This window comes from Rothia mucilaginosa (assembly GCF_964211445.1).
In the GTDB taxonomy this organism is placed as follows: Bacteria; Actinomycetota; Actinomycetes; order Actinomycetales; family Micrococcaceae; genus Rothia; species Rothia mucilaginosa_E.
The window spans coordinates 23,538-47,478 of sequence record NZ_CAXOQT010000011.1 but is presented as its reverse complement, the minus strand read 5'-3'; the positions used below and the strand labels follow the sequence as shown (position 1 = coordinate 47,478).

General features: G+C 60.9%; 18 protein-coding genes. All 18 read right to left on the bottom strand.

Annotation, left to right across the window (positions count from 1 at the left end; genetic code table 11):
- Window positions 1–166: 166 nt before the first annotated feature.
- The gene (gene tatC / locus AB8E48_RS04145) at window positions 167–1,048 is read right to left on the bottom strand and encodes a twin-arginine translocase subunit TatC (RefSeq protein ID WP_070634059.1); all 882 of its coding nucleotides are present in this window, start codon (window positions 1,046–1,048) and stop codon (window positions 167–169) included.
- 132 nt (window positions 1,049–1,180) lie between these two features.
- The gene (gene tatA / locus AB8E48_RS04140) at window positions 1,181–1,426 is read right to left on the bottom strand and encodes a Sec-independent protein translocase subunit TatA (protein ID WP_005506024.1); all 246 of its coding nucleotides are present in this window, start codon (window positions 1,424–1,426) and stop codon (window positions 1,181–1,183) included.
- Between the two features lie 438 nt (window positions 1,427–1,864).
- Window positions 1,865–4,132: a WYL domain-containing protein gene (locus AB8E48_RS04135; RefSeq protein WP_368885861.1), complete on the bottom strand. Its 2,268-nt coding sequence runs from the start codon at window positions 4,130–4,132 to the stop codon at window positions 1,865–1,867.
- A gap of 145 nt (window positions 4,133–4,277) precedes the next feature.
- The gene (locus tag AB8E48_RS04130; RefSeq protein WP_005508667.1) at window positions 4,278–4,673 is read right to left on the bottom strand and encodes an FKBP-type peptidyl-prolyl cis-trans isomerase; all 396 of its coding nucleotides are present in this window, start codon (window positions 4,671–4,673) and stop codon (window positions 4,278–4,280) included.
- A 114-nt stretch (window positions 4,674–4,787) separates the two neighbouring features.
- Window positions 4,788–5,849, bottom strand: a complete 1,062-nt coding sequence (locus AB8E48_RS04125) for an FKBP-type peptidyl-prolyl cis-trans isomerase (protein WP_368885860.1) — start codon at window positions 5,847–5,849, stop codon at window positions 4,788–4,790.
- Window positions 5,850–6,077: 228 nt separating this feature from the next.
- Complete coding sequence (gene pafA / locus AB8E48_RS04120; RefSeq protein ID WP_368885859.1) at window positions 6,078–7,550, bottom strand: Pup--protein ligase; 1,473 nt, start codon at window positions 7,548–7,550, stop codon at window positions 6,078–6,080.
- Window positions 7,551–7,579: 29 nt separating this feature from the next.
- Window positions 7,580–7,774: a ubiquitin-like protein Pup gene (locus AB8E48_RS04115; protein WP_005506016.1), complete on the bottom strand. Its 195-nt coding sequence runs from the start codon at window positions 7,772–7,774 to the stop codon at window positions 7,580–7,582.
- A 190-nt stretch (window positions 7,775–7,964) separates the two neighbouring features.
- Window positions 7,965–9,776, bottom strand: a complete 1,812-nt coding sequence (dop, locus tag AB8E48_RS04110) for a depupylase/deamidase Dop (RefSeq protein WP_368885858.1) — start codon at window positions 9,774–9,776, stop codon at window positions 7,965–7,967.
- A gap of 124 nt (window positions 9,777–9,900) precedes the next feature.
- Window positions 9,901–11,727, bottom strand: coding sequence for a proteasome ATPase (gene arc / locus AB8E48_RS04105; protein WP_368885857.1), 1,827 nt, complete (start codon window positions 11,725–11,727; stop codon window positions 9,901–9,903).
- A gap of 138 nt (window positions 11,728–11,865) precedes the next feature.
- Window positions 11,866–12,951 (bottom strand): tRNA (adenine-N1)-methyltransferase, encoded by a 1,086-nt coding sequence (locus tag AB8E48_RS04100; RefSeq protein WP_368885856.1) that lies wholly within the window; start codon window positions 12,949–12,951, stop codon window positions 11,866–11,868.
- Between the two features lie 280 nt (window positions 12,952–13,231).
- Window positions 13,232–14,548, bottom strand: coding sequence for a cysteine--1-D-myo-inosityl 2-amino-2-deoxy-alpha-D-glucopyranoside ligase (mshC, locus tag AB8E48_RS04095; protein ID WP_368885855.1), 1,317 nt, complete (start codon window positions 14,546–14,548; stop codon window positions 13,232–13,234).
- A 159-nt stretch (window positions 14,549–14,707) separates the two neighbouring features.
- The gene (locus AB8E48_RS04090; RefSeq protein ID WP_200963036.1) at window positions 14,708–15,556 is read right to left on the bottom strand and encodes an undecaprenyl-diphosphate phosphatase; all 849 of its coding nucleotides are present in this window, start codon (window positions 15,554–15,556) and stop codon (window positions 14,708–14,710) included.
- 176 nt (window positions 15,557–15,732) lie between these two features.
- Window positions 15,733–16,635 (bottom strand): hypothetical protein, encoded by a 903-nt coding sequence (locus AB8E48_RS04085; RefSeq protein ID WP_368885854.1) that lies wholly within the window; start codon window positions 16,633–16,635, stop codon window positions 15,733–15,735.
- 195 nt (window positions 16,636–16,830) lie between these two features.
- Window positions 16,831–18,579, bottom strand: coding sequence for a 2-isopropylmalate synthase (gene leuA, locus AB8E48_RS04080; RefSeq protein WP_368885873.1), 1,749 nt, complete (start codon window positions 18,577–18,579; stop codon window positions 16,831–16,833).
- A 413-nt stretch (window positions 18,580–18,992) separates the two neighbouring features.
- A complete protein-coding gene (locus AB8E48_RS04075; protein WP_368885853.1) occupies window positions 18,993–20,432 on the bottom strand; it encodes an LCP family protein in 1,440 nt (479 codons plus the stop codon).
- Window positions 20,433–20,658: 226 nt separating this feature from the next.
- Complete coding sequence (locus AB8E48_RS04070; RefSeq protein WP_368885852.1) at window positions 20,659–21,816, bottom strand: GTPase Era; 1,158 nt, start codon at window positions 21,814–21,816, stop codon at window positions 20,659–20,661.
- 139 nt (window positions 21,817–21,955) lie between these two features.
- Window positions 21,956–23,410 (bottom strand): hemolysin family protein, encoded by a 1,455-nt coding sequence (locus AB8E48_RS04065; protein WP_368885851.1) that lies wholly within the window; start codon window positions 23,408–23,410, stop codon window positions 21,956–21,958.
- Window positions 23,411–23,419: 9 nt separating this feature from the next.
- Window positions 23,420–23,941, bottom strand: coding sequence for an rRNA maturation RNase YbeY (ybeY, locus tag AB8E48_RS04060; RefSeq protein ID WP_005505992.1), 522 nt, complete (start codon window positions 23,939–23,941; stop codon window positions 23,420–23,422).

Here is a 23,941-nt window from a genome sequence, read left to right as displayed (position 1 = left end):
GGAGCTCGCTACGGAGGTGCCGTGCGAGCCGGCGTTAGAAGCTTTTCCCGGCATGCGAATCTGGGCACTCGAATTTGGGTATGTCTGGGCATGCGAAAGGGGCGGGGCACAGAATCTTTCTGTACCCCGCCCCATCCAGCGATGTTGCTCAAAGCGAGCTATTCAATTAGGAAGTCTTCTCTTCCTCGAAGTAACCCATCTTCGCCAGGTCTTCGGCGCTGGTTGCGGTGTTCAGGCTTGCTTCGTCCGAACCCTGCGCCAGCTTGGCGAGCTTGCGGTCACGGCGCTTGTCGTTAATCATGCAGATGCCGATTGCTGCAAAGAAGAAAATCAGCAGCGGCGCCATCAGCACGAACATCATCATGATGTCGCTACCGGGTGCAGTTAGTGCTGCGATAACCGCAACGAGGACAACCACCCAACGCCAAGCCTTCAAAATCGTGGTGCCGCGGATCAGGCCCAGCATGTTAATGCCAACCAGAATCACCGGGATGATAAAGGCACAAGAGAAGGTCACAACGAACTTCAGAATGAAGGAGATGTACACGCCCGCGTCAATGTAGTTACTTTCGTTGACGGGGGTGAACTTCAGCAGCGCGTAAACCACGCCGGGGAGGGTGAAGTAAGAAATGGCGACACCGCAGGCAAACGCGAAAATAGATGCGGTGAGGAAGCCGAAGAGATACTTCTTCTCCTTGGTGTGCAGTGCCGGCAGCAGGAATCGCAGCGCCTGGTACAGCCAGACGGGAGACGCGATCACCAAGCCGATGTACATACCGACCTTCAGCAACTGGTCGAAGGGAGAAGCGACGCTACCGTAGTTCAGGTTTGCGTTGCGGCCGGTTTCTGCATTGATCTGCTGCAGGGGCGCAGAGATCATTTCAATGAAAGGCTGGTAGAGGAAGACCGTACCGATGATGGCTGCGATGACGGTTGCGATAGCCGCTTTGATGAGGCGGTCGCGGAATTCGCGCAGGTGTTCCTTGAGTTCCATGCGTGCTTCAGGATTAAGTTTGCGGTTGCGCACGTCCTGGTCAGGTGTTGCCACGTGGTGTCCTCTGGGTGTCGGTGCCGTGTGTGATTCGGCTGAGGGGGTCTGGTGGGGTGTTTATGTGGTGGTGCCGCAAAACCCGTGCCGGCCGGTGGGCTGGCACGGGTTTGGTGCGTTGGGGCGGGACCGTTACTTGGTTTCGGTCTTGCCGTCCTTGCCGTTGTCTACGACCTCAGCGGTGACGACCTCTTCGCCGTCCTTCTCGCGGGGGTCCTTCTTGGAGTCGTTCTTCAGACCCTCAACTTCGGTCTTGAAGATGCGCATGGACTGGCCGAGGCTACGTGCCATACCGGGCAGCTTGGGTGCGCCGAAGAGCAGGACGATGAGGAGGATAACGACGATGATGGTCGCGGGGTGGCTGAAAATCTGGCCCATGGTGGTGTGCCTTTCTAGTTAGAGCAGGTCTCCGATGTTTTGAGGTTGGCCGAGTCGATCTCGTCGGGAGACCCGTCGCTTGATCCGCTCAGACCTGCGTGTCTGCTTACCTTGTTCGTAGTTATTGTATGCCTCGGTGATGGGTGTGAATACCCCGAGGGTGGTGTCTCGCGGGAGTTTTCGGCTTGCGTTCGCTTGCGCGGCGTCGAATTGTCCCTCGATTGACTCGACCCAGGTTACGGTTTCGTCAAGGAGTGTGAAACCGCGAGTGAGTGCTTTGTAGGTGAACCATGCCAAATAGAGGAGCGAGCAGATGATGAGCGCGCCCCATAGCAAAATCCAGAACCACCAAGACATGAGCACCATTATACAAGTTTTAGGTTAATGTTTTGGCCCCTTGGAAGGGTTTTTATGGCGTTTTTGCTTGTGGGTGAAGTGCTATTTTTCTGCAGGCACATCTACAGACGCACCCCTGCGGCTGCTCGCTTTGAGGGTTTGCAACTGCTCAAGCAGCGCCGCACGCAGGTGCGCCGGGCCGACGAGCTCCAGGGCGCCTCGGTGCGCGATGACGGTATCGAGAATGTTCTTATCGCCAGCACCGTGGGCGTTGTTGTAGTAGTGGATGCGCACGTACTGGGTGCGTGAAGCCTTCTTCACGTGGTGGGTGCTTCGACGCATGTACGTTGCGGTGAGAGTATCAAGCGGCTCACCGCTGGGAATATGCTCGGTCGGGTGAATCCGCAACTCAGCGAAGGGGTTGGTCTGAGTGCTGTGCTGCTGCGCGTGCCAATGCGGGACGGTGTCACCGGTGACCGGGTGGGTACGACCCGCGCCCGCCTCGTGAATGTGGTTGATGCGGGTGAGGCGGAAGTTGCGCCAGAAGTTGGGTTCCTTCTCCTCTGCCTCATTGTCCGCCGCCTGGCTGTCGGCAGTCTCGCCGGTGGCCGCGTGTGCAAAAGCCTCGGGTACATACTCGGGGACTTCCTCACCGCGCGCGGCATAGTAGCGTTCCTCAGCGGTACGGCACCACGCATGCAGGTACATGTGGTCGCGGTGCAACACCAACGCATACGGGTCCACCAAGCGATCGGCGGCACGCTCAGAGGTACCGTACCCAATGGTCACGGCGTTGCCGCTGCTCAGGGCGGCAGTCGCCTCCTGCAGTAGCGGCTCCTCCGGGGCGAAGCACAGGTGCTGCGCATAGACGGGCGCGTTCGGGTACGCGGCGGCGAGCGCCGCACGGATACTGCCCAGACGCACATCCGCCGGGTGCAGAATATCTGCGGCAGAGAGGGTGAAGACGAGAATGGCGAGCTCAGTGTCGGTAAGGCGCGCGTAGTTCAGCAGCGTGTTCGGGGTGGCGTCGCTAAAGTCCGGTAGCAGGTTAATGTAGGTGGGCTTGAGCGCGTCCGGGTCCTTGGGATCAGAATCGAAGGGAACGGTATCTACCTGCGCGAAAATCTCGGGAATAATGGTCTTACCGAGGTCGCGGTTTTTGTCGGTGTCCACGCTGTAGAGGGCGTTGAGCTGGTTCAACGGCATGGGCTCTTCACCGTGGGTGCTCGCCCAGCGGTCGGCACGGTGCAGACCCAGGAGCAGGTCGACGAGGGCATCAAGGACATTATTGCGGTTACGCTGGTCGATTTTGCTCCAGGTGCCGGGATCCTCGACCGCGCCACTGTGCAGGTCGGTGAGGGTGCGTAGCAGCTGCTGCTGGGCGGCGTAACTGTCACGCTGGCGGGTAGAGGTAGCCTCCGATTCCTCGGGCGGCTCGATCACGCAGCTGTAGCTGGTCGCCGCCACAGCGCTATCAATCGTGCCGTACGAGGGCACGGTGAAGGGCTCCGACAGCGTAGAATCGGCGTTGACCTCGGAAACAATCAGGCTCTCTTCGTAGCCCTTAATGTCTTCAAGCCAGTTCTTGGCGTTGAACGTCGCATTGATGGGGGTCGAATCGATACGCGAAAGCATCGTGAGCTTCTGAATACGGCTGGCACGGAACGTGTACTCCTTACGTTCCGCGCTCTCAGTGTAGTAGCCGACAAAATACCAGGTGCCGTAACGGTACCCAATACCGGCGACACTGACCTTCTCCTGTACGCGGGTCGCACCGGCAGCCGTCTGATAGGTGAACGTGACCGTCTTACGCTCCGCATAGGCGGTGAACAGCTCATTCAGATGCGGGTTATCGCTAAAGTAAATGCGCTGAAGAGGCTCGCGGTAGGTGTGCAGGTTCTTTGCACGCTGACGCTTGCCGGTCTTCGGGTCCAGAATCTTCGCGGCGGCGAGCGCCTCATCGGTGAGGTTCTCGCTGGTCAGCGCAATCTTACGCAGGATGCGGTAGGCGTCATCCTGCAGCTCGGTGCCTTCCCACCCTCGCAGGATGGTGTTGATGAGGCGGAACTCCTCAGCGGTGGGGTTCCATGCGGGTAGTTCTGCGGCGTTACTGGGTTCGAGGCGGTAGCGTTCCCCCAGATCCGTGGTCACGTGGGTGATGCGCGCGCCGGCATCACGCAGGGTCTGCTTGGCTCGTTCAAAGGCGCGTTCCTGCGACTCGCTGAGGGAGCCGTTCGCGCGGGTCTTGACACCGAGCAGGGTCAGTAGCTCGGTGCGGCTGATGCCCTGGGTTCGGGTTGCGGCATCGCGCGCCTCGGCGGCAGTGGCGAGGCGGTGAAGAGTCATGTAAAGCTGAGCTGCGGTGGACATGATTCCATCATACCGTGTGTGTTCCGCGGCACTTACTCAGCGGGCGGGTACGCAAAAGCCCGGCGCCCCTCCCACGATCGGGAGAAAGCACCGGGCTGCGCGTCTTACGTGAGAAGCGCGAGATGCGCGAGAACCTGGCTAGTCCTTAGCGGACGTCCAGCAGGTCCACCACGAAAATCAGGGACTCGCCGGGCTTAATGACCGAGCCAGCGCCACGGTCACCGTACGCCATGTCGGCGGGAATCTCCAGGCGACGACGGCCGCCGACCTTCATGCCGAGCAGACCCTCATCCCAGCCACGAATAACCTGGCCAACGCCCACCTGGAACGGCAGCGGCTCGCCGCGGTTCCAAGAAGCGTCGAACTCTTCACCGGTGGAGAATGCAACACCAACGTAGTGGGTGAGCACGCGGGAGCCGGGAACAACCTCAGCGCCTGCACCCTCGATCAGGTCGGTAATGACCAGCTCGGTGGGGGCGTCGCCCTCGGGGAAATCGATTTCGGGCTTTTCGCGGTCGAGGTTACGCTGACCGAAAGACATGGGTGTCTCCTTTGATTGGTTCGAAATGAATCGAAATAGTGGGTGCGCTCGCCGCCTACGTCGTATAGGCGGCGAGCACTGTGTAAAACACTATATAAAAACGTGGGTGCCGGGTTACTGCGCGGTAGCCGAAGCAGACGCTGCCGGGGTTGCGGTCGCAGAAGCATCAGCGGTTGCCGAAGCGGAAGCCTCCGCAGCAGCCGCGCTAGAAGCCGCCTGAGCACGCTGCAGGGTCTGCGGGTTCTCCTCCGCGCCCAGAATATCAACCACGAACACGAGGGGGCCCGAAGGCTTGGAGCCGCCGGTGTCGTTACCGTACGCCAAATCCGCCGGGATGACCAGCTCAACGCGGGAGCCGACCTTCTTGCCCTTCAGACCCTGAGTCCAGCCCTTGATAACGCCCTGCAGGGAGATACCCATCGGGGTGGCGGCGTCGTAGTTGCCGTCAACGACCTTACCGTCGGAGTACTGCACGCCAATGTAGCGCACGTACACGGTGTCGGTTTCCTTGACCTCGGCGCCCTCGCCCTCGATGAGGGTCTTAGCGGTCAGCTCGGTGACCTCCGGCTTGTTATCGGGCAGCTTGATTTCAGCCTTGCCGGTGGACTCATCCAGGGTGAAGGACGGCAGCGACGGGTCAGCCTCAACAGCCTTACCGGTTGCGTACTTGGGCAGCTTCGTCTTCACGGTGTACACCTCAACGTTAGTTGCGGCGCCGGGCGAAGCGGTCGTAGTGGTCACGCCCGCGGTGCTACGCTGCTGCAGAACGTTGGTGGTGTACGAGAAAGAACCGCCAACCTTAATCTTCTTCAAGGTTTCGTACACCTGCGGTGCAGCCTGCTTCAGCTGGTCGTTAATGGGCAGCAGAATCGGCTCGCTGGAGTAAGTGGAACCGTTAAGCTTGCCGTCGGTACCGTTGAACACGGCAGCCTCAACGAGCACGTAGTCACCATCGTTGATGGACTCGCCGTTACCTTCCTCAATCACGTACGCGGAGGGGCTAGAAGCGGCGAAGGGGGTCGCGAAAGACGCCTCAGGCTCAGCGGTCGCGTGCTTCAAGGTGTACTGCACCTTGGACAGGTCGCCGTTGTTGGACTGTGCGCCACATGCGGACAGTGCGAGCGCAAGAGCTGCCGCGCTGGCACCAAAAATAGTGAGCTTAGAGCGTTTGGTCATGGTCATCCTCTGGGGTTTTCTGTGAGAGTGGGGCGTGTGAGTGCCCGTGTGCCACAGAACAGTTTACAGGTATAGGTTTAGCTGTTTTATGCTACAGCACGTAGCTGTGTTCAGGCTGTGTAGCGGCCGGGGTGTTCCCGAAGGTCCAACAACCCCGACCGCTGGCGGGTTTCCCCTGATCAGGGCGTTTCTGGCGGTGCTGTTTAGGGGGCCGTCTAGCAGGGCTGTTTAGCAGGGCGGCGGGAATGCCGCCTCCTGATGCTGACGCGCCTTAGACTCCAGCAGGCCCAGCACCTCTTCCAGCTCCTCGCTGCCGGTTGCGAACGGGTCCTTACACACCAGCGTGTGCTGCGGGTACGCGTTGAGCTTCAAATGCACCCAATCCACGGTGAACTGCTCCCCCGCCGCAACCGCCGCGTTAATGAAACGCGAACGCTGCAGGGCGCGAGTGTTCGGCGGCTGAGTCTTCGCCGCCTCCGCGGCACCCTCGGGCAGGATGCGCTTGACCGCACCGCGACGAACCAGCGCGTGGAAAACGCTACGCTCCGGGTCGATGTCGTGGTACGCCAAATCCAGCTGACGGATGCGGGCGCTCGCATAATCGGCGGGCTGACCAGCCGCGCGGGCGCGGGCTATATACGCATCCAGAAGCTTCTTCTTAATCGCCCAGTCAATCTCAGTATCAATGCTGCTGTAGTCGCCGGACTCGATAGCGTCCAGGGTGCGTTGCCACAGGTCCAGGGCGTATTCCACGTGGTGGTGGTGCGCGCCGTACTGCTGCACGTACTGGCGTGCCGCATCCAGGTAGTGACGCTGAACGCTCAACGCCGTGTAATGCTTACCGTCCGTGGTCTCGAAGGTCGCGGTGCCGGTCAGGTCGTGGCTGATAGCGCGCAGAGCCGCCGGAACAGACACAATATCCAGGCTCGTGACCGGGAAGCGATCCTCCAGCATGCGCAACACCAGGTCGGTGCTGGCAATCTTCAGCAGGGTCGTCGGCTCCGCCATGTTCGAGTCGCCGTTAATGACGTGCATGCGGCGGAACTTCGAAGCGTCGGCGTGCGGCTCGTCGCGGGTGTTAATGAGCGGACGAGCGCGGGAGGTCGAGGTGGACGCCGCCTCCCAAATGTGGTCGGCACGCTGCGAGAACGAGTACGAGGGCACACCCGTGCTGGACGCCGGGTCGGTCGAACCGGGCACCGGGCCACCCTTCGGGTGGGTCTTACCGGCACCAACCAGAATCTGGCGGGTCACCAGGAACGGCACGAGCTGGGCAATCAGGTCGTTGAACTGCAGTTTGCGGCTGATCAGGTAGTTCTCGTGGCTGCCGTAGGAGTTGCCCGCCGAATCCACGTTGTTCTTGAACAGGTACAGTTCACCGTCGAGGGGGCGGCCCTCCGAACCTGCGAGCAGGCGCTTGCGGGCGGTACGCGCCAGATCAGCGAAAAGCAGCTCACCGGCGCGTTCCTGCGCGAGCAGCTCGTCGATGCTGGCACATTCGGCGGAGGCGTACTCGGGGTGCGAACCCACGTCAAGGTAGATCCTACCGCCGTTGGGCAGGAAGACGTTCGTTGAACGCCACTGATCCAGGACGGGCTTGAAAAGGGCGGCGGCGGACTCTTCGATGCTCAGCCGACCGAGCCCGTGCGGGACGTAGCTGAGCCCGAATTCGCTTTCAATGCCGAAAATACGGTGTTCCATGATGCTGACCCGGCGTAAGGGTGTGCCGGTTACTCGCCGCCCTTCTGGACGAAGCCGGTGACGAAGTCTTCAGCGTTCTCAGCGAGCAGGCCGTCAATTTCGTCGAGCAGGTCGTCGACCTCGCTCACGTCAGAGACAACGTGGGAGGCGGCGAGGGTCAGTTCCTGCTCCTGCTCGGCTGCGGTGGTTTCGGTCTGCTGTGCGCTGATGCGTTCGCGGCTCATGGTTCTCTCCTCAAGGGGTTTTCGGTTGTGGACAAATAAGTTTTTAGTGGGGTCGGGTGCGGGGTGTGAGGGTTTTGGTACCCCCGCCATACTGCACCCTACCTGTGGGTTATGTGGTTTTTACTCTTCCGAATAGGGGTATTCGCCCCGGGGAAGAATATGAGTTTATGTGGGTTTGTGGGTGGTGCTACTAGCGCAGGCGGTTCAGCAGCGCATCCGAATGGTTCACCTCATCCAGCAGCGGCTCCACCTCAGCGGCACCGTAGCGGGTCGGCTCCATCATCGTAAAACGAGTCAGATCCTTCGAATACCTGCCGCGGCACGAGACCGTATCCCAGTTAATACCCAGAATCTCCTCCGGCCAACGCGCCATCAAAGTACCGCGCAAAAATGCGCGAGTCTCACGCGGCGGCTCAGTCGTCGCACGCTCCACCTGCTCCGCAGAGAACAGCGTACGCATACGGCCGCGCGCCACCAGACGGTGGTACAGGCTCTTCGACGGGTCAATATCAGCGTACTGCAAATCCAAAGCCTTCAACTTCGGATTCGCATAATCTACGCCCTGAGCGACATAACCGCGCACCAGCGCATACTTCGCCACCCAGTCCAGACGATCCGCCAGCGAAAGCGGGTTGGTTTCCAGGGCGTCCAGAACCTCGCCCCACAGGTCGAGAATCTGCGCGGTCGCTGCATCCACGCCCGCAGGGTTCGACTCCTCGTGCGCACGGGATGCCTCATAGTAGGCGCGCTGAATCTGCAGGGCACTCGCGGAACCACTCGTGGACACCGGGTTCGGCAGGGTCGCCGAAGACGGCGCCAACGGCAGCTGAACCGACAGCGACAAATCGTGGCTGACCGCATGCATTGCCGCCACCGGATCAGACAGACGCACACCCGGCAGCACAGGGTGCTGCTCGCTATGCGACTCAATCAGGTTCATGACCAGCGCCGCCGTGCCGAACTTCAACAGGTTCGAATAGTGCGAGAGGTTCGCGTCCGCCGGAATCACGTGCAGGCGGCGGTACTTCGACTCATCCGCGTGCGGCTCATCGCGCGTATTCACAATCGGGCGGCGAATCGTGGTCTCCAGCCCAATCGTGCGCTCAAAGAAATCAGCACGCGAACTAATCTGGAAGCCAGGAACCTCACCGTGCGTACCAATACCCACACGGCCCGCACCCGTAAAAATCGCGCGGGTCGCAAAGAACGGTAGGAGCGCATCCGCAACCTGCTCAAACGGAACATCACGGCTAATCAGGTAGTTTTCGTGGGCGCCGTAGGACTGGCCCTTCGAGTCGGTGTTGTTCTTGTACAGCTTCACCTGCGGCAAATCCTGCCCGTGGTTACCCAGCTCCACCAGCGACTCGTACGCCAGCGCGTCACCGGCAGCGTCATAGAGCACCGCATCGGCGGGGGTCAGAACCTCCGGCGAGGAATACTCCGGATGCGCGTGATCCACATACAGGCGCGCACCATTGGGCAGAATCGCGTTCATGGTCACGCGGTCCCAGTCCAGGCGTTCCGGGAAACCACCGCGGCCGTGCACACCGGCGAGCGCATCCAGGGCGCTACGCGGCTCGGCGGGCTCACCCGGTGCCTGCACGCCAGCCTCACGCATAATCTCCAGGGCGATATCTTCGCTGGTCAGCTCGGTGCGGGTGTGCGTCATCTGGCTCGAGTGGGCGGTGGAGGCGTCCTGCACCCGGCCGAAGGCGTCGCGCAGCGGTGACTCGGATTCACCCAGCCACTGACCCTCGGGGGTGGCGGTCGAGTAGTTCTCTGCCTGGCGTGCCTGCTCGGCGGTCAGCTCATCCGCCAGGGCGCGGCGCTGTAGCTCCTCGCGGAAGGCGGCGCCGCGGCGGAAGGCGAGCTTGGCGTAGGTGTTGACCACCAGTGCGGACAGCACGGTCGGGTTGGTGCCCGGCGCGGAGGGGGCGATGACGCCGTACTCGGTTTCGGCACCCATAATGCGGTGCACGCCGTAGCTGGGGGTGGAGTTCATGGGGTTCTCCTGAAAAATCTATACCATCCAAAGGCTTTGGACCTGCGGTAATGCTGGGTTGATGCGGGATAAGCGCGGGGTGAGTGCCGGATGCGCGCCGCCCGGCTCATGCTTGTAGCGCGGTTTAGCGCGCCGGCTCCACCGACACCAAGCGGCCACGCACACCGGCGACGGTGAGCGCATCCTCGATATCGGGCAGAGGCGGCAGATCCACCTGATCCTCAAACTCGGCGCGCACCGCCTCCAGCAGGTGACGGGTACCAATACCCACACCCGTTGCGTCCGCACCGGCGGTCAGCGCCTGCAGCTGCTCCTTAATCGCGGCCTTCTTCGCGCGGTCCACAATATTGCGAATCACCGCACCCGAGGCGAAATCACCGCGGTACAGGGTGTGCGTGGACAGGTTCGCGCTCGCACCAGAACCAACCGTCATGGAGGAATCCACGGTCGCCACAGCGTACGCCGTGGAGGGGGTGCGTGCGTACAACTGACCTGCCGCGGCCGCAATCATCGAGGTCAGGGCGGCCTGCACGGATCCGGCGGCTGCCACCTCCGCAGCGTCCAGCGGCAGGTCCTCGGTCAGGTACAGGCCGAAAATCTCTGCCGCACCGGCGGCGTCCGGGCGGTTAATGCGAATCTTCAGGTCCAGGCGGCCCGGGCGCATCACGGCGGCATCAATCAGGTCTTCACGGTTCGTCGCACCAATAACGATGACGTTCTGCAGGGACTCCACGCCGTCAATTTCGGCAAGCAGCTGCGGCACGATAGTCGTCTCAATATCGGAGGAACGACCCGAACCGCGCATACGGAACAGCGACTCCATCTCGTCGAAGAACACGACGACCGGGTGGCCCGCCTCCGCCTTCTCGCGGGCGGCAACGAAAATATCGCGAATCTGGCGTTCCGTCTCACCGACGAACTTATCGAGCAGCTCGGGGCCCTTAATGTTCAAGAAGTAGCCGCGGGTATTTGAACCCGGGTTCAGCGCCGCCGCACGAGCCGCCAGGGAGTTCGCCACAGCCTTAGCAATCATGGTCTTACCGTTACCGGGAGGACCGTACAGCAGAATGCCCTTGGGCGGCGCCAGGTGGTAGCGCTCAAAAATCTCGGGGTGCAGGTACGGCAGTTCCACGGCGTCGCGGATCTGCTCGATCTGCGCACCCAGGCCACCAATCTGCTCGTAGGTGACGTCCGGAATCTCCTCAAGCACGAGCTCCTGCGAGCGGGAGGCAGGCACCTGCGAGGTAATCATGCGGGTGCGCGTATCGAGGGTAACCGCGTCGCCGGTGCGCAACTGCTCAATGTCGAGGGAGCCAGCCACGCGCGCCACCTGCTGAGCACCCGAGGAGGTGTCAACCAGCACGCGCTGCTCATCCAGTACCTCACGCACGGTCACCACGTCACCGAAGGGTTCGGTGTCCAGGGCGACGACCGCCTCCGTCTTGTCGTTGAGCAGTACGGTCATGCCGGGGGTGAGCGTCGACAGGTCAATGAGCGGGGACACGGGAATACGCATCATGCGGCCGCTCACCTGAACATCCAGGTACGTATCAATCTCGGCGGGGGTCTTATCGTCCGCGACCTGCTCGTAGGTCATGGTCTGCCCCTCATGCACCGCCAACACAACCGCCGAATTCAGCGGCGGCATAACGTTCTGCGACAGGGAGGCGCGCAGACGCTCCACCTGGTAACGCATGCTGGTGATTGCCTCAACGAGCTTGCGGTTCTTCTCCCCCGCACCACGAATCTGTCGGCTCATATTGTCGCGGGTTGCCTCCGCCGCAGAGAGTCGACGCAGCACGGCGTCATACTCCTGCGCGCTGACGGGCTGACTGCCGGGCAGGGAGGTCGACCCGAAAGCAGCCGAGTAGTGCGGTGCCGCGCTGGCTGCACTGTGGGCGGTGCCGTACTGGGGGGTTCCTGCCTGATCTGCAGATTCGTGGGTGGACACGGTAGCTCCTTTAGCTGTTCGTCCTCATCGGCGGCTACTCGATGCGGGTACTGGGCATCGGGCAAGGCGAGTAGCCTGGCGGGTGCACTGCGGGGGCTCCAGGCAACGCCCGTGCCCCCGCAGGTTCAGTGGTTCAAATTATTCGGCGGATTCAGTCGCCTCAGAGTCAGTTTCAGCGGCTGCGCCGTTTTGCGCGGTACCGTTCTGTTCCAGCGCAATCTCGTTCGCGCGGGCGGCGTGCGCGGCGAGGTTCTTCGCATCGCGTGCGGCGCGGCGAATCTTCTTGTCGGTCACCTCGCGCTCACCCACGTTCATGGGAATCCACGCGTTCATATCCTCTTCAGAGAAGTCAGTCTTGGACGCGCGACGCTTCGGCGCCAGGCGCACCGCACCGTCAGCCAGGCGACGAGCCACCACCAGGAACGCGGTGTGCGCAACCATGCGGTGATCGGGGCGGACCGCCAGGCCCTCCACGTGCCAGCCGCGCACAATGGTTTCGTCGCATTCGGGTTCGGTGAAGCGGCCGTCCAAGCGCATGCCCTCAACCAGGCGGGACATCTGGGTCACGGTCGCAACGTAGCAGATGAGCACGCCGCCGGGTGCGAGCGCCTCCGCCACAGCGTCCAGGCACTCCCAGGGTGCGAGCATGTCGAGTACGACGCGGTCGACGCTACCGGGCTCTTCAACCTGCGGCAGGGTGTCCTGCAGGTCGCCGATGCTCAGCTTCCACGCCGGGTGGGGGCCACCGAACATAGTCTCAATGTTGCCGCGGGCGACGTCTGCGAACTCTTCGCGGCGTTCGAAGGAGTGCACGCAACCGTAGTCGCCAACCGCACGCAACAGGGCGATGGACAGCGCACCGGAACCAACGCCAGCCTCGACGACGCGTGCGCCGGGGAAGATGTCTGCCTTAACGATGATCTGGGCGGCGTCCTTGGGGTAGACGACGGCTGCGCCGCGCGGCATGGAGAGCACGAAATCCTTGTAGAGGGGGCGCAGCGCCTGGTAGAGGATGCCGTGAGTGTTGGCGATGACGGTGCCTTCGGGTGCGCCGATGAGGTCGTCATGCTTGAGGAAGCCCTTGTGGGAGTGGTATTCGCCGCCTTCTGCGAGGGTGATGGTGGTGATGCGGCCGCGCTCGTCAGTGATTTGGACGCGCTCGCCGGGGCGGAAGGGGCCGCGGCGGTTGATTGCGCCGGTGGGGGTGGGGGTGCCGCTGCTCACGGGGTTGTTCTCCTCGGGTTTGGGTCAGTCTGTGCTGTTCGCCGTCACGGCGAACTGTGGACGGAAAAAGTCCTTTTCTATTTTAGCGGAGTCTGCAAATCGGCTGTGGCGCATTACCCCGTGGGCGTGATAATGCGGCGGCTCCCCCCGCCCGGTTTTATCATGCCGCGGTAGAAAGCTGGCGCATCAAATGCAGGCGCAGAAAAGCGCAGGGCGGCAACCACGGCTTTCACACCGTAGCGCCGCTCCTGCGCTTCAACGTTTTGCGGGGTGTTGCCCCTTAGAGGACCACGCCCAGGCGTGCCGCCAGGATGTCACGCACGAGCGCGCCGCCACCGACGGTGGTGTCCGCCAGAGCCTTCACAGCCCACGCATCCACGGCAGCCAGGGCGGCCGGTGCGTTCAGGTCCTCGCCGAGTGCCTCACGCACAGCGCCCAGCAACTCAACAGCCGCCTCATCGGTGACACCTTCAGAACCCTCACGGCCCTCAGCCATCGACACCGCATGACGGTACGTATCCAGGCGAGCCTTCGCGTGCTCCAGCAGCTCATCAGTCCAGAACCAATCCGAACGGTAATGCTGACCCATAATCGCCAGACGCACCGCGTTCGCATCCTCACCGGCCGCGCGCAGACGCGAAACCAGCACCAGGTTGCCGCGGGACTTGCTCATCTTGTGGCCGTCCAAACCAACCATGCCGGTGTGCGCGTAATGCTTAGCGTGCGGGCGTGCAGAAACAGCCCACGAATGGCCAGCACCCAGGTCGTGGTGCGGGAAGGTCAGGTCATTACCGCCAGCCTGAACGGTCAGTGAACCATCCACGAAACGGCGGGCAATCATGGTGCACTCGATGTGCCAGCCGGGGCGGCCCGCGCCCAGCTCGCCGGCGTCCCAGCTCGGCTCGCCCTCACGCTTCACACGCCACAGCAGCGGATCCAGTGCGTCACGCTTACCGGCACGGTTCGGGTCGCCGCCGCGCTCAGCGAAAATCTCCAGCATCTCATCACGGGTCAAGTGGCAGACCTCGCCCGGCGCCCACGAGTAGCCCTCAGCGTTAGCGGGCAGCTCACGTACAGCCTTCAAATCCAGGTACACGTCACCGTCAGGATGCACCACACCCTGCTCGTCGGTGAAACCGGGCACGCGGTACGCCAGGCCGCGGCGCAGCAAATCCTCAATCAGCGGGAACAGCCACTCAATAGACTCCACCACACCCACATAGTGCGCCGGCGGAATCACGTTCAGCGCCTTCATGTCAGTGCGGAACAGCTCCGTCTGATCCTCAGCCAGCTCACGCCAATCAACGTTCGTGGCGGTCGCACGCTCCAGCAGCGGGTCGTCCACATCGGTCACGTTCTGCACGTAAGTCACCGGCACGCCCGCATCCAGCCAGGCGCGGTGCAACAGGTCAAAAGCAACATAGGTGGAGGCGTGACCCATATGCGTCGCGTCGTACGGGGTGATACCGCAAACGTACAGGCTCGCCGCCTTATCCTCCTGAACCTGAACAATCTCACCAGCCGCAGTATCAAAAATACGCGGCAACGCAGCCTTACCAGGCAGAGTCACAGAGGCCGGGGCATCCCAAGCTCGCATGGGTTTCCTTTCCGTAAAAACGCCCACACCCGGTGGACGCGCCACACCCGCCGCCCAACCTCAAGGCGTGCGGATGCCCAAAAAATCTACTCCAATAAGAATACCCGCCCGTGAGAAACTCACGGACGGGTATGTCATATCACGCTGAGGGCTAAAGCCTTAGAACGCCGAAGAAGTAGCGTTCAGAACGCCAGTGCCCAGACCAACGAAAATCAGGATACCGAGCGCAATGCGGTACCAAATGAAAATGCCGTAGGACTTCGAAGACACGTACTTCAAGAACCAGCCAATCATCAGGTAACCCACCACGAACGCAACCAGAGTCGCAACGATAGTCGACGGGATACCGTAGTAGCCGGTTGCCTCCTCGCCGGTGACCACCTTAAAGGTCTTGTACAGACCGGACATGAACACGGCGGGCATCGCCAGCAGGAACGAGTAACGCGCCGCAGCCTCACGGGTGTAACCCATGAACAGACCCGCGGTAATAGTACCGCCCGAGCGGGAAACACCCGGAATCAGCGCCAGCGCCTGCGCGCAACCGTACAGCAGACCGTGACGGAAAGTCAGGTCCTTCAGCTCACGCTGCTCGCGGCCGAAACGGTCAGCCAAGCCCAGGAACACTGCGAAGACAATCAGCATGGTTGCCACAATCCACAGGCTACGGAACTGGGTGTCAATGTAGTCTTCCAGCAGCAGACCCAGAACACCGATAGGCAGGGAGCCAATAATAATCAGCCAACCCATGCGGGCATCCGGGTCGTTACGCGGCACGCGGCCGGCAAGAGCACCAAACCACGCCTTCAGGATGCGCACAATATCGCGCCAGAAGAAAATCAGAACCGCAGTCTCAGTACCCAGCTGGGTGATTGCGGTAAACGCGGCGCCCGGGTCAGCCTTCTCCGGCAGGATCTGGCCAACAATGTTCAGATGCGCCGATGAAGAAATCGGCAGAAATTCGGTGAGGCCCTGAACGAAGCCCAAAATAATTGCTTGAATCCATTCCACGCATTCAAGGATACAGGAGGCACGCCCGCCCGGAGCGGTTCGCCGAGGGTGATGTGGAACTTCCGCAAACCTGCCCGTCCACACTGTGAAACGCTCAGGGTGCCGTTTCGGGCGGTACACCGCGGTGCATTCACAGCTCAGCTGCGTGTCAAAAGCGCGTCAAATGTGTGAGCGTACTAGCCGCAAGACCAGTCAAAAACTCCGGTCTCAAAATCAAAAACAGCGCTACCGCACCCAAAATTCAGCACATCAAACTCATCGAACTCAATATAACGAGCCGTCAGACCCTCCGGCAGAGCCTGCGCATAAAAATGAGTGCCACCCAGGTGAGTATTCACCGCAATCAGCGGCTCAGCCCACTCAAACCACGCCGAATCCTCCGCGTCCCAATCGAAAGGACTCAGATAACCGGTCTGCGGGTCAACATTCTCAAACACATCACTGGGGACCTTACCGGCATTCGGGTCATCCGTGGGAACCCACCCCAGCAGAGCAGGCTTACGATCCAGCGGTTGCTGACGATCCGCCAAAGCCCAAGCGCTGAAGCTCTCCTCCTCACCACGATGCTCACCGGCACGGCGCACGTCCTGCGGCGGCTCCGTACGGGATGAGAACTCCTCCTCATTCAGGTACAGCACCGCAAACTCGGCATCCAAAATATCGCGCAACAACAGCTGATACGGATGCACCCGCGCCTGCGCATACTGCACCTCAAACGGGTCATCACTTGCAGCATTAGCCACGCCCTCAGTCGCCTCATCCTCAGCGAACTGACCATCACCGGCGAAGAACGAGAACGCCACCACGCCCGGATACTTCTGCGCATCCGGCAGGTACTCCCCCGGTAGCTTCACCGTAAAAATGTGTTGCATCGGCAAACCAGTAAACGTACTGCGCGGCCACTGATCCTGCTCAATACCGGGACCGGTAGAACCCACCCAGCCAGCCTCCCACACCTCGGGGGAACCGGCAGGCAGAGCAGTATCATCACCACCGCTCAACTCATAATTCCATGCACGGACAGAAGAATCGGTGCCCGCCGCATCAACGGGGCTAAACACCATCGCGTAGCTTTTCATGAGAGTTCCTTCTCTGCAGACTATTCGCCTAATCCGTCCCGCAGTCCGCCAATGCGCACATCACCAGCGCGCATTAAACGCGTAAGGGCGGGATACATACTCCCAGTATGCATCCCGCCCCCGCATCATGCACGGTCAACGGTCACCAGCCAGCCGGTCACCCACAAACCTGCACGAAACATCTACGGTTATCGCTTATGCCTGACGCTCATCACGCAGCGCACGGTTCACAGCCGAAATCATCGCCTTCAACGCCGCACGAGTAGTCGAGTTGTCCACGCCGATACCCCACAGCACGCGAGAACCAACAGCAGCCTCAACGTAGCAGGCCGCGTTAGCAGTCGACGAAGACGACATGGTGTGCTCCGAGTAATCCATTACGCGAATATCCACACCCTCGCCCGAGAGGATGTTCTGCAGAGCATCCACCGGGCCGGTACCCGAAGCAGAACGAGTGTAGGTGTGACCATCAATGTTCAGAGCAACACGCAGAGTGGTCGCACCGGTATCAGCCGAATCAATGTTAATCGACTCAATACGGTACTTACCCCAACGCTTCTCCGGGTCGGTTGCCGGCAGGTACTCATCCGCGAAGATGTTCCACAGCTTCTCACTGGTCATCTCGCCGCCCTCAGCGTCAGTACGAGCCTGAACAATCTTCGAGAACTCAACCTGCGCACGACGCGGCAGATCCAGACCGTGATCCTGCTTCAGCAGGTACGCCATACCGCCCTTACCGGACTGCGAGTTCACACGAATAATCGCCTCATAGGTACGACCCAGGTCGCGAGGATCAATCGGCAGGTACGGAACCTCCCAGTACACCTCATCCACGGTCTTACCCGCCTCAGCAGCAGTACGCTCCAGAGCCTCAAAGCCCTTCTTAATAGCGTCCTGGTGAGAACCAGAGAACGCGGTGAACACCAGATCGCCACCGTACGGCGAACGCTCGTGCACCTTCAGCTGGTTGCAGTACTCAACAGTCTTACGGATACCGTCAATATCAGAGAAATCAATCTGCGGATCCACACCCTGGGTGTACATGTTCAGACCCAAAGTCACCAGGTCAACGTTACCGGTGCGCTCGCCATTACCGAAGAGGCAGCCCTCAATACGGTCAGCGCCCGCCAGGTAACCCAGCTCAGCAGCAGCCACGCCGGTACCGCGGTCGTTGTGCGGGTGCAGGGACAGCACGATGTGCTCGCGGTGGTTCAGATGGCGGTCCATCCACTCGACCGAGTCGGCGTACACGTTCGGGGTAGCCATCTCAACGGTAGCGGGCAGGTTCACAATCAGCTCGCGGCCGTTCTGGCCAATCTCCAGCTCCTCAGCCACAGCGTTCACCACGCGAGCCGCATACTCCAGCTCGGTGCCGGTGAAAGACTCGGGCGAGTACTCGTAGATGACCTTAGTATCAGAAATCATCTGCTCTTCGTACTTGCGGCACAGACGCGCACCCTGCAGGGCGATGTCCAGCACGCCCTCCTGGTCCTGCTGGAACACCACGCGGCGCTGCAGCACGGAAGTCGAGTTGTAGAAGTGCACAATCGCCTGCGGTGCGCCCTCAATCGCCTCAAAAGTGCGGGCAATCAGGTGCTCACGCGCCTGCACCAGAACCTGAATGGTCACATCCGAAGGAATGTGGCCGTCCTCAATCAGAGTGCGCACAAAATCAAAGTCAGTCTGGGACGCCGAGGGGAAACCCACCTCAATTTCCTTGTAACCCATCTTCACCAGCAGCTTGAACATCGCAAGCTTACGGTCGGTGTCCATGGGGTCAATCAGCGCCTGGTTGCCGTCACGCAGATCCACTGCGCACCAGCGCGGAGCCTTCTCAATGACCTTATCCGGCCAGGTGCGGTCCGGCAGGTCAACAACAATCTGCTCGTGGAAAGGGCGGTACTTGTGTACCGGCATGGGGCTGGGCTTCTGGTGGTTTTTCATCATGAATTCCTGTGGGTTGGTCCGTCTCGCTCTACCCCAGTTTCGGGGCTCGTACCTGCCGGGATATCGGTCCCCCCGGCTGCCGTGTTCAAGGCGGTGCATCGTAAAGGATGCGAAGGTGAGATGCCGCGTCAAAAAGCCGGAACGGTTGCGGCAGATTCTAGCGTGCCCCGTTCCGGCGAATAAGCAGCAGGTTCACTGCCGGGCGGGTAACCCCGCGCATGCTCTCACCGTGAATAGTCATACCTCCACGCTATCACAGCGGCCGGAGGCGGTGGCACAGCGCACGGGGCGCCGTCCATCATCTGGAAAGAATTAACGACGAAGGGGCGTAGCCACCATTACTGGCGCTACGCCCCTTCATTCGCTATTCACGCATCTGCGCTTGCCTCATAGTTCCCGGCAGTCGGGTTCTAGTAGGCGAACGCAGTCTGGCACTTGTTCTGATCAGCAGTCTGACCGGTCGCGTTACCCGCAATCGCAGCCTCCTGCTTCTCCATCGCCTCACCGGACGGGAAGTCAGTACCGATCGTCACCGACACGCCTTGAACCTCTTCGGTCGCCACCACGCGGGTCACGTTCAGCTTCGCGGCGATCTCCTTCGCCTCCGCCTCGTAACCGGTCGAGTAGAACACCGTGGTGAAGTTCGTCGGGTTAGCGGAAGTACCCGGAGTAACATTCGTGTAGCCCAGGCCCTCAATCACCGAAGCGATCGTAGCCGAGCGACCATCCAGACCGGTCGCGTTGTACACGTTCACCGGAACCGTACGATCCAGCTGAACCGGAGCGGCAGAAGTAGCCTCAGCTGCCGGAGCCTTCTCCTCCTTCAGCGACTTATCGTCACGCAGACGCTGGAACACGTTCGCAGCATCCGCAGAAACCTGCAGGCGGTTCTCATCCTGGCTCCACGGCTCAGTCGGCACCGTCGCAAACACAACATTCGACAGGTCCACACCGCCGAGAGTCGCACCAACACCCACCAGAGTGCTGATATTACCCAGGTTCTTATCCACGGTCACGTTCTGAGTAATCGCCTCAGCAATGTTAATCAGACGGCCCGGATTCGACAGAGTACCCTCGCTCTTCACCTTACGCAGCAGCGAAGACAAGAAGCCCTGCTGCGCCTGAATACGACCAATATCGGAACCATCCGAGAAGCCGTGGCGGCTACGCAAGAACGCAAGAGCCTGCTCACCCTCAACAGTGGAAGTACCCGCAGGAAGCTTCAGGCCGCTGTACTCGTCATCAATCGGAGCGTCCACACAAACCTGAACGCCGCCAACAACCTTCGACAGCTCCTTCACAGCGTTAAAGTCCACCAGCATAAAGTGGTCAATGTTTACGCCGGTCAGCTTGCTAATGGTCGCCACAGTACAACCGGCACCACCGCGAGACAGAGACTCGTTAATCTGAACGTTCTCCTCAGCCGGGTACACGGTGCCGCTCTCAGGGTCAGTACACTGCGGCACATCAACCATCAAGTCACGCGGGAAGGACAGAACACTCACGTTCTTGCGGTCCTTGCTGATCTGCAGAAGCATCATCACGTCCGCGCGAGCCTCAGAATTGCGGTCATCCTCATTACCGTACGCGCCGTTATTACCTTTACGGGTATCGGAACCAATCACGAGAATGTCCAAGGCGCCGTTCTCCAGGCCGTCCTTGTAATTGCTGATGTTCAGCTCCTGAGTATGCAGATTATTGCGCATACGCAGAGCCAACACGCCACCAAAGCCAACAACAATGACGAGCATGCACGCGGTAAGCAGAGCAATCCACTTATTGCGGTTTGAAGTCAGCACCGTCGTGCGCATATGACGACCAGTGCTTCGTAAACGAGGTGCCTGGGGCATACCTTTTCTCTTTCTGCCGGTGAGCAAGTGCCCTCTCAGAGTAACACTCTTCCCTATGAGCGCCGAATGAGAGTGAAAAGTTTCACCCGGAGGCATGCACATATTTCTGCAAGCCACCGGGTGAAAACTAAGGATGCGCGACCGCCCCAAGGGCAACCTTTCGGGGCTGCCTCTCAGGGCTACCTCGCAAGGTAAAGTCTCAGGGCGGTGCGCTCAGGAAAGCTGCCTAGAATCCCAGGCGGTTCAACGCACGAGCGTCAGACTGCCATTCCTTCGCAACCTTCACATGAATATTCAGGTAAATGCGGGTACCGAGCATCGCCTCAATCTGCTCACGAGCCTTCGTACCAATCTTGCGCAGATTCGAGCCACCCTTACCAATAATGATGTACTTCTGCGACTCACGCTCCACAAACAGGTTCACGTGCACATCCAGCAGCGGGTTATCCGCCGGGCGGCCCTCACGGAACTCCATCTCCTCAACCGTCACAGCAATCGAGTGGGGCAGCTCCTCACGCGCACCCTCCAGAGCAGCCTCACGCACCAGCTCCGCGATGAGAGTTGCCTCCGGCTCATCGGTCAGCTCACCCTCCGGGTACAGCGGCGGCGACAGCGGAGTGTACTGCGCCAGCAGGTCAGCAACCGCATCCACCTGGAAATGCTTCACAGCAGACACCGGGATAATCGCAGCCCAGCCGCCCTTACCATCAACCGGCATCGGCTCAGAAACCTCACCCGCACGGCGCTTAGCCGCAGGACCCGAACCCTTCGCGAAAGGCACAGCATCATTCTTGCCGCCCTTACCCTTAGGGCCCTTACCCTTCTGCTTCGCACGATGCGCCGCACGCTTAGCACGAGCCGCACGCTCAGCGCTCATGACCTCCTCGCCGAGCGCCTCAACAGCCAGCAGCTGCTCACGCAGCTCCTCAGAGCTCACGGTGTCAGCCTTCGTCACAATCGCAACCACCGGCTTATTGCTCGACGCCACCAGCTGCGACGCAATGTAACGGTCACCGGGGCCAATCTTCTCATTCGCCGGAATGCAGAAGCCCAGCACATCCACCTGCGACAGGGTGCCCGCCACCAGGTCATTCAGACGCTCACCCAGCAGAGTGCGGGGGCGGTGAATACCCGGGGTATCCACCAGAATCAGCTGGTACTCGTCCTTGTGCACAATACCGCGAATCGTGTGGCGGGTCGTCTGCGGACGGTTCGAGGTGATAGCCACCTTCTGGCCAACCATAGCGTTCGTCAGAGTGGACTTACCCGCGTTCGGGCGACCCACCAGCGACGCGAAACCCGAACGGAAATCCTTCGGGTAAGTCGGCAGCGGGGTGCTTAAGTCCAGAGTGCTCAAATCGAGCGGGGTGTACTCCTGGTCCATTGTGTTTCTCCTTATCAAATCCCGGGGTCAAACCCCGGGCGGGGTGTATGGGGTGCCAGCCTCATCTGCCTGCGCCTTCGGGGCGGCGGCGGGCTGGCTCAAAGTGTTTATGGGATGATGCGGCGTCTATGTTCGATATTTAGCGGTTGCCGTGCTTGTCGGTGGCAGGTTCAGCCTCTGCGGTATCTCCCGGAAGGTCCGGATGCGCATGCGGCTCAGCCACCGCGGGCGGCTCGGTATCCACGGTGAGAAGGTCAGCGGCCTCAGACTCCGGGGAACCGGCAGAACCCTCAGCGTTCTCCTGCTCATCACGAGGCGGCTCATACCACGCCTGCAGCATATCCACCTGGTGGCGGCGGCCCGACGAACCAATCGCACGAATATGAATGCCGTCAATCTCAATCTCAGAACCAACAATCGGCACCATACCCAGATGCTTAGCGAGCAGACCGCCCACCGTATCAACATCTTCATCCTCGAGCTCACGACCGAAAATCTCGCCCAGCTCATCAATACCCAGACGGGCAGACAGGCGGAACGTACCGTCGTCGTTCAGCGTGTAATCGGGGCGCTCGTGGTCGTACTCGTCAGAAATGTCGCCGACCAGCTCCTCAATCAGGTCCTCAAGCGTGATCAGACCCGCAGTACCGCCGTACTCATCAACAATGATCGCCACGTGCGTGGACTCGCGCTGCATCTCACGCAGCAGGTCCATGGCGCGCTTCGACTCGGGCTCAAAACGAGCCGGACGCATCAGCTCAACCACGGTCGGCAGGGTGGTACCCTCCGGTGCCTCACCGTGCAGGATGAAGGCGCGCATCGCGTCCTTCAGGTAGAGCACGCCCAGAATCTCATCGCTCGACTCGCCAATCACCGGCATACGCGAATAACCCGAACGCAGGAACAGGCTCAGCGCCTCACGCAGAGTGGTGTCGCGGCTAGCTGTCAGCATGTCGGTACGCGGAACCATGAGCGAACGGATACGGGTATCGTCCATCTCAAAGACGGACTGCACCATCTGCGCCTCGTCGTCCTCGATGGTTTCAGCGTCGGAGGCGCGGTCCAGGAACTCGCGCAGCTCCTCCTCATCGAACACGCCGACGGGGGCTTCCGCCGAACGTTCCGGCGCCAGGCGCACACTGAGCTTATCAAGCAGACCGGTCGCCGGACTCAACAGAACCGACAGGTAGTGCACCGGGCGAGCCAGCACACGAATCGACGCAACCGGGCGGTTACGGCCCAGAGCACGAGCCAGCACGTGCAGAATCGGGTAGCCCACCAGCGCAACGATTACGAGAGTCAGCACCGCGGCGAGCGCGTGCACCTCAACCAGGTTCAGCAGGCAGGTCATGGTGGCAAGCACCGCGGCGGCTGCCGCAATGAGGCGGGTCAGGCGCAGCGGGTGCGTGTACGCCTCGGAGTCACCGTCGAGGGTGCGCTGCAGGACGCGCGCGCCGAGAGTGTCCGGGTGTGCCTCCACGGCTTCTTCCGCCTCGTTGTGCGGCAGGTAGGTGAACGCGGTTTCGGCGATTGCCGCGACCACGGTCAAGCAGAGCGCGAGAACGGCGAGGAGGGCTGTGAGTAGAATATCCACGCCGCTCCCCTAGTGTCGGGTTTCAACCGGTGCCGGGCGGCCCAGGAACTCTTCGAGGATGGAGCGCTGAATGCCGAACATTTCAGCTTCCTCTTCGGCGGTGCCGTGGTCGTAGCCGAGGCAGTGCAGAATACCGTGGGTGGTGAGCAGGCACAGCTCGTCGAGGGTGCTGTGACCCGCGTCTGCGCCCTGACGTGCGGCGACGGGCGGGCAGAGGATGATGTCACCGAGCATGCCGCTGGAGGGGTTTTCGGGGGTTCCCGGTTCCAGCTCGTCCATGGGGAAGCTCATTACGTCGGTTGCGCCGGGCAGGTCCATCCATTCGATGTGCACGCGTTCCATTTCGTCTTCGTTCACGATGGCGATGGACAGGTAGGTGTCATCGGCAAGGTGCATGCGTTTGAAGGCGTGCTCGACGAGGCGGGTGAGCACCTCGGTATCTACCGCTTCGAAAGATTCGCGGATGAAGGCGTCGGTTGCCGGGTCGGCACCGGTTGCGGGTTCTTCACAGTCGAATTCGATCTCTGCCAC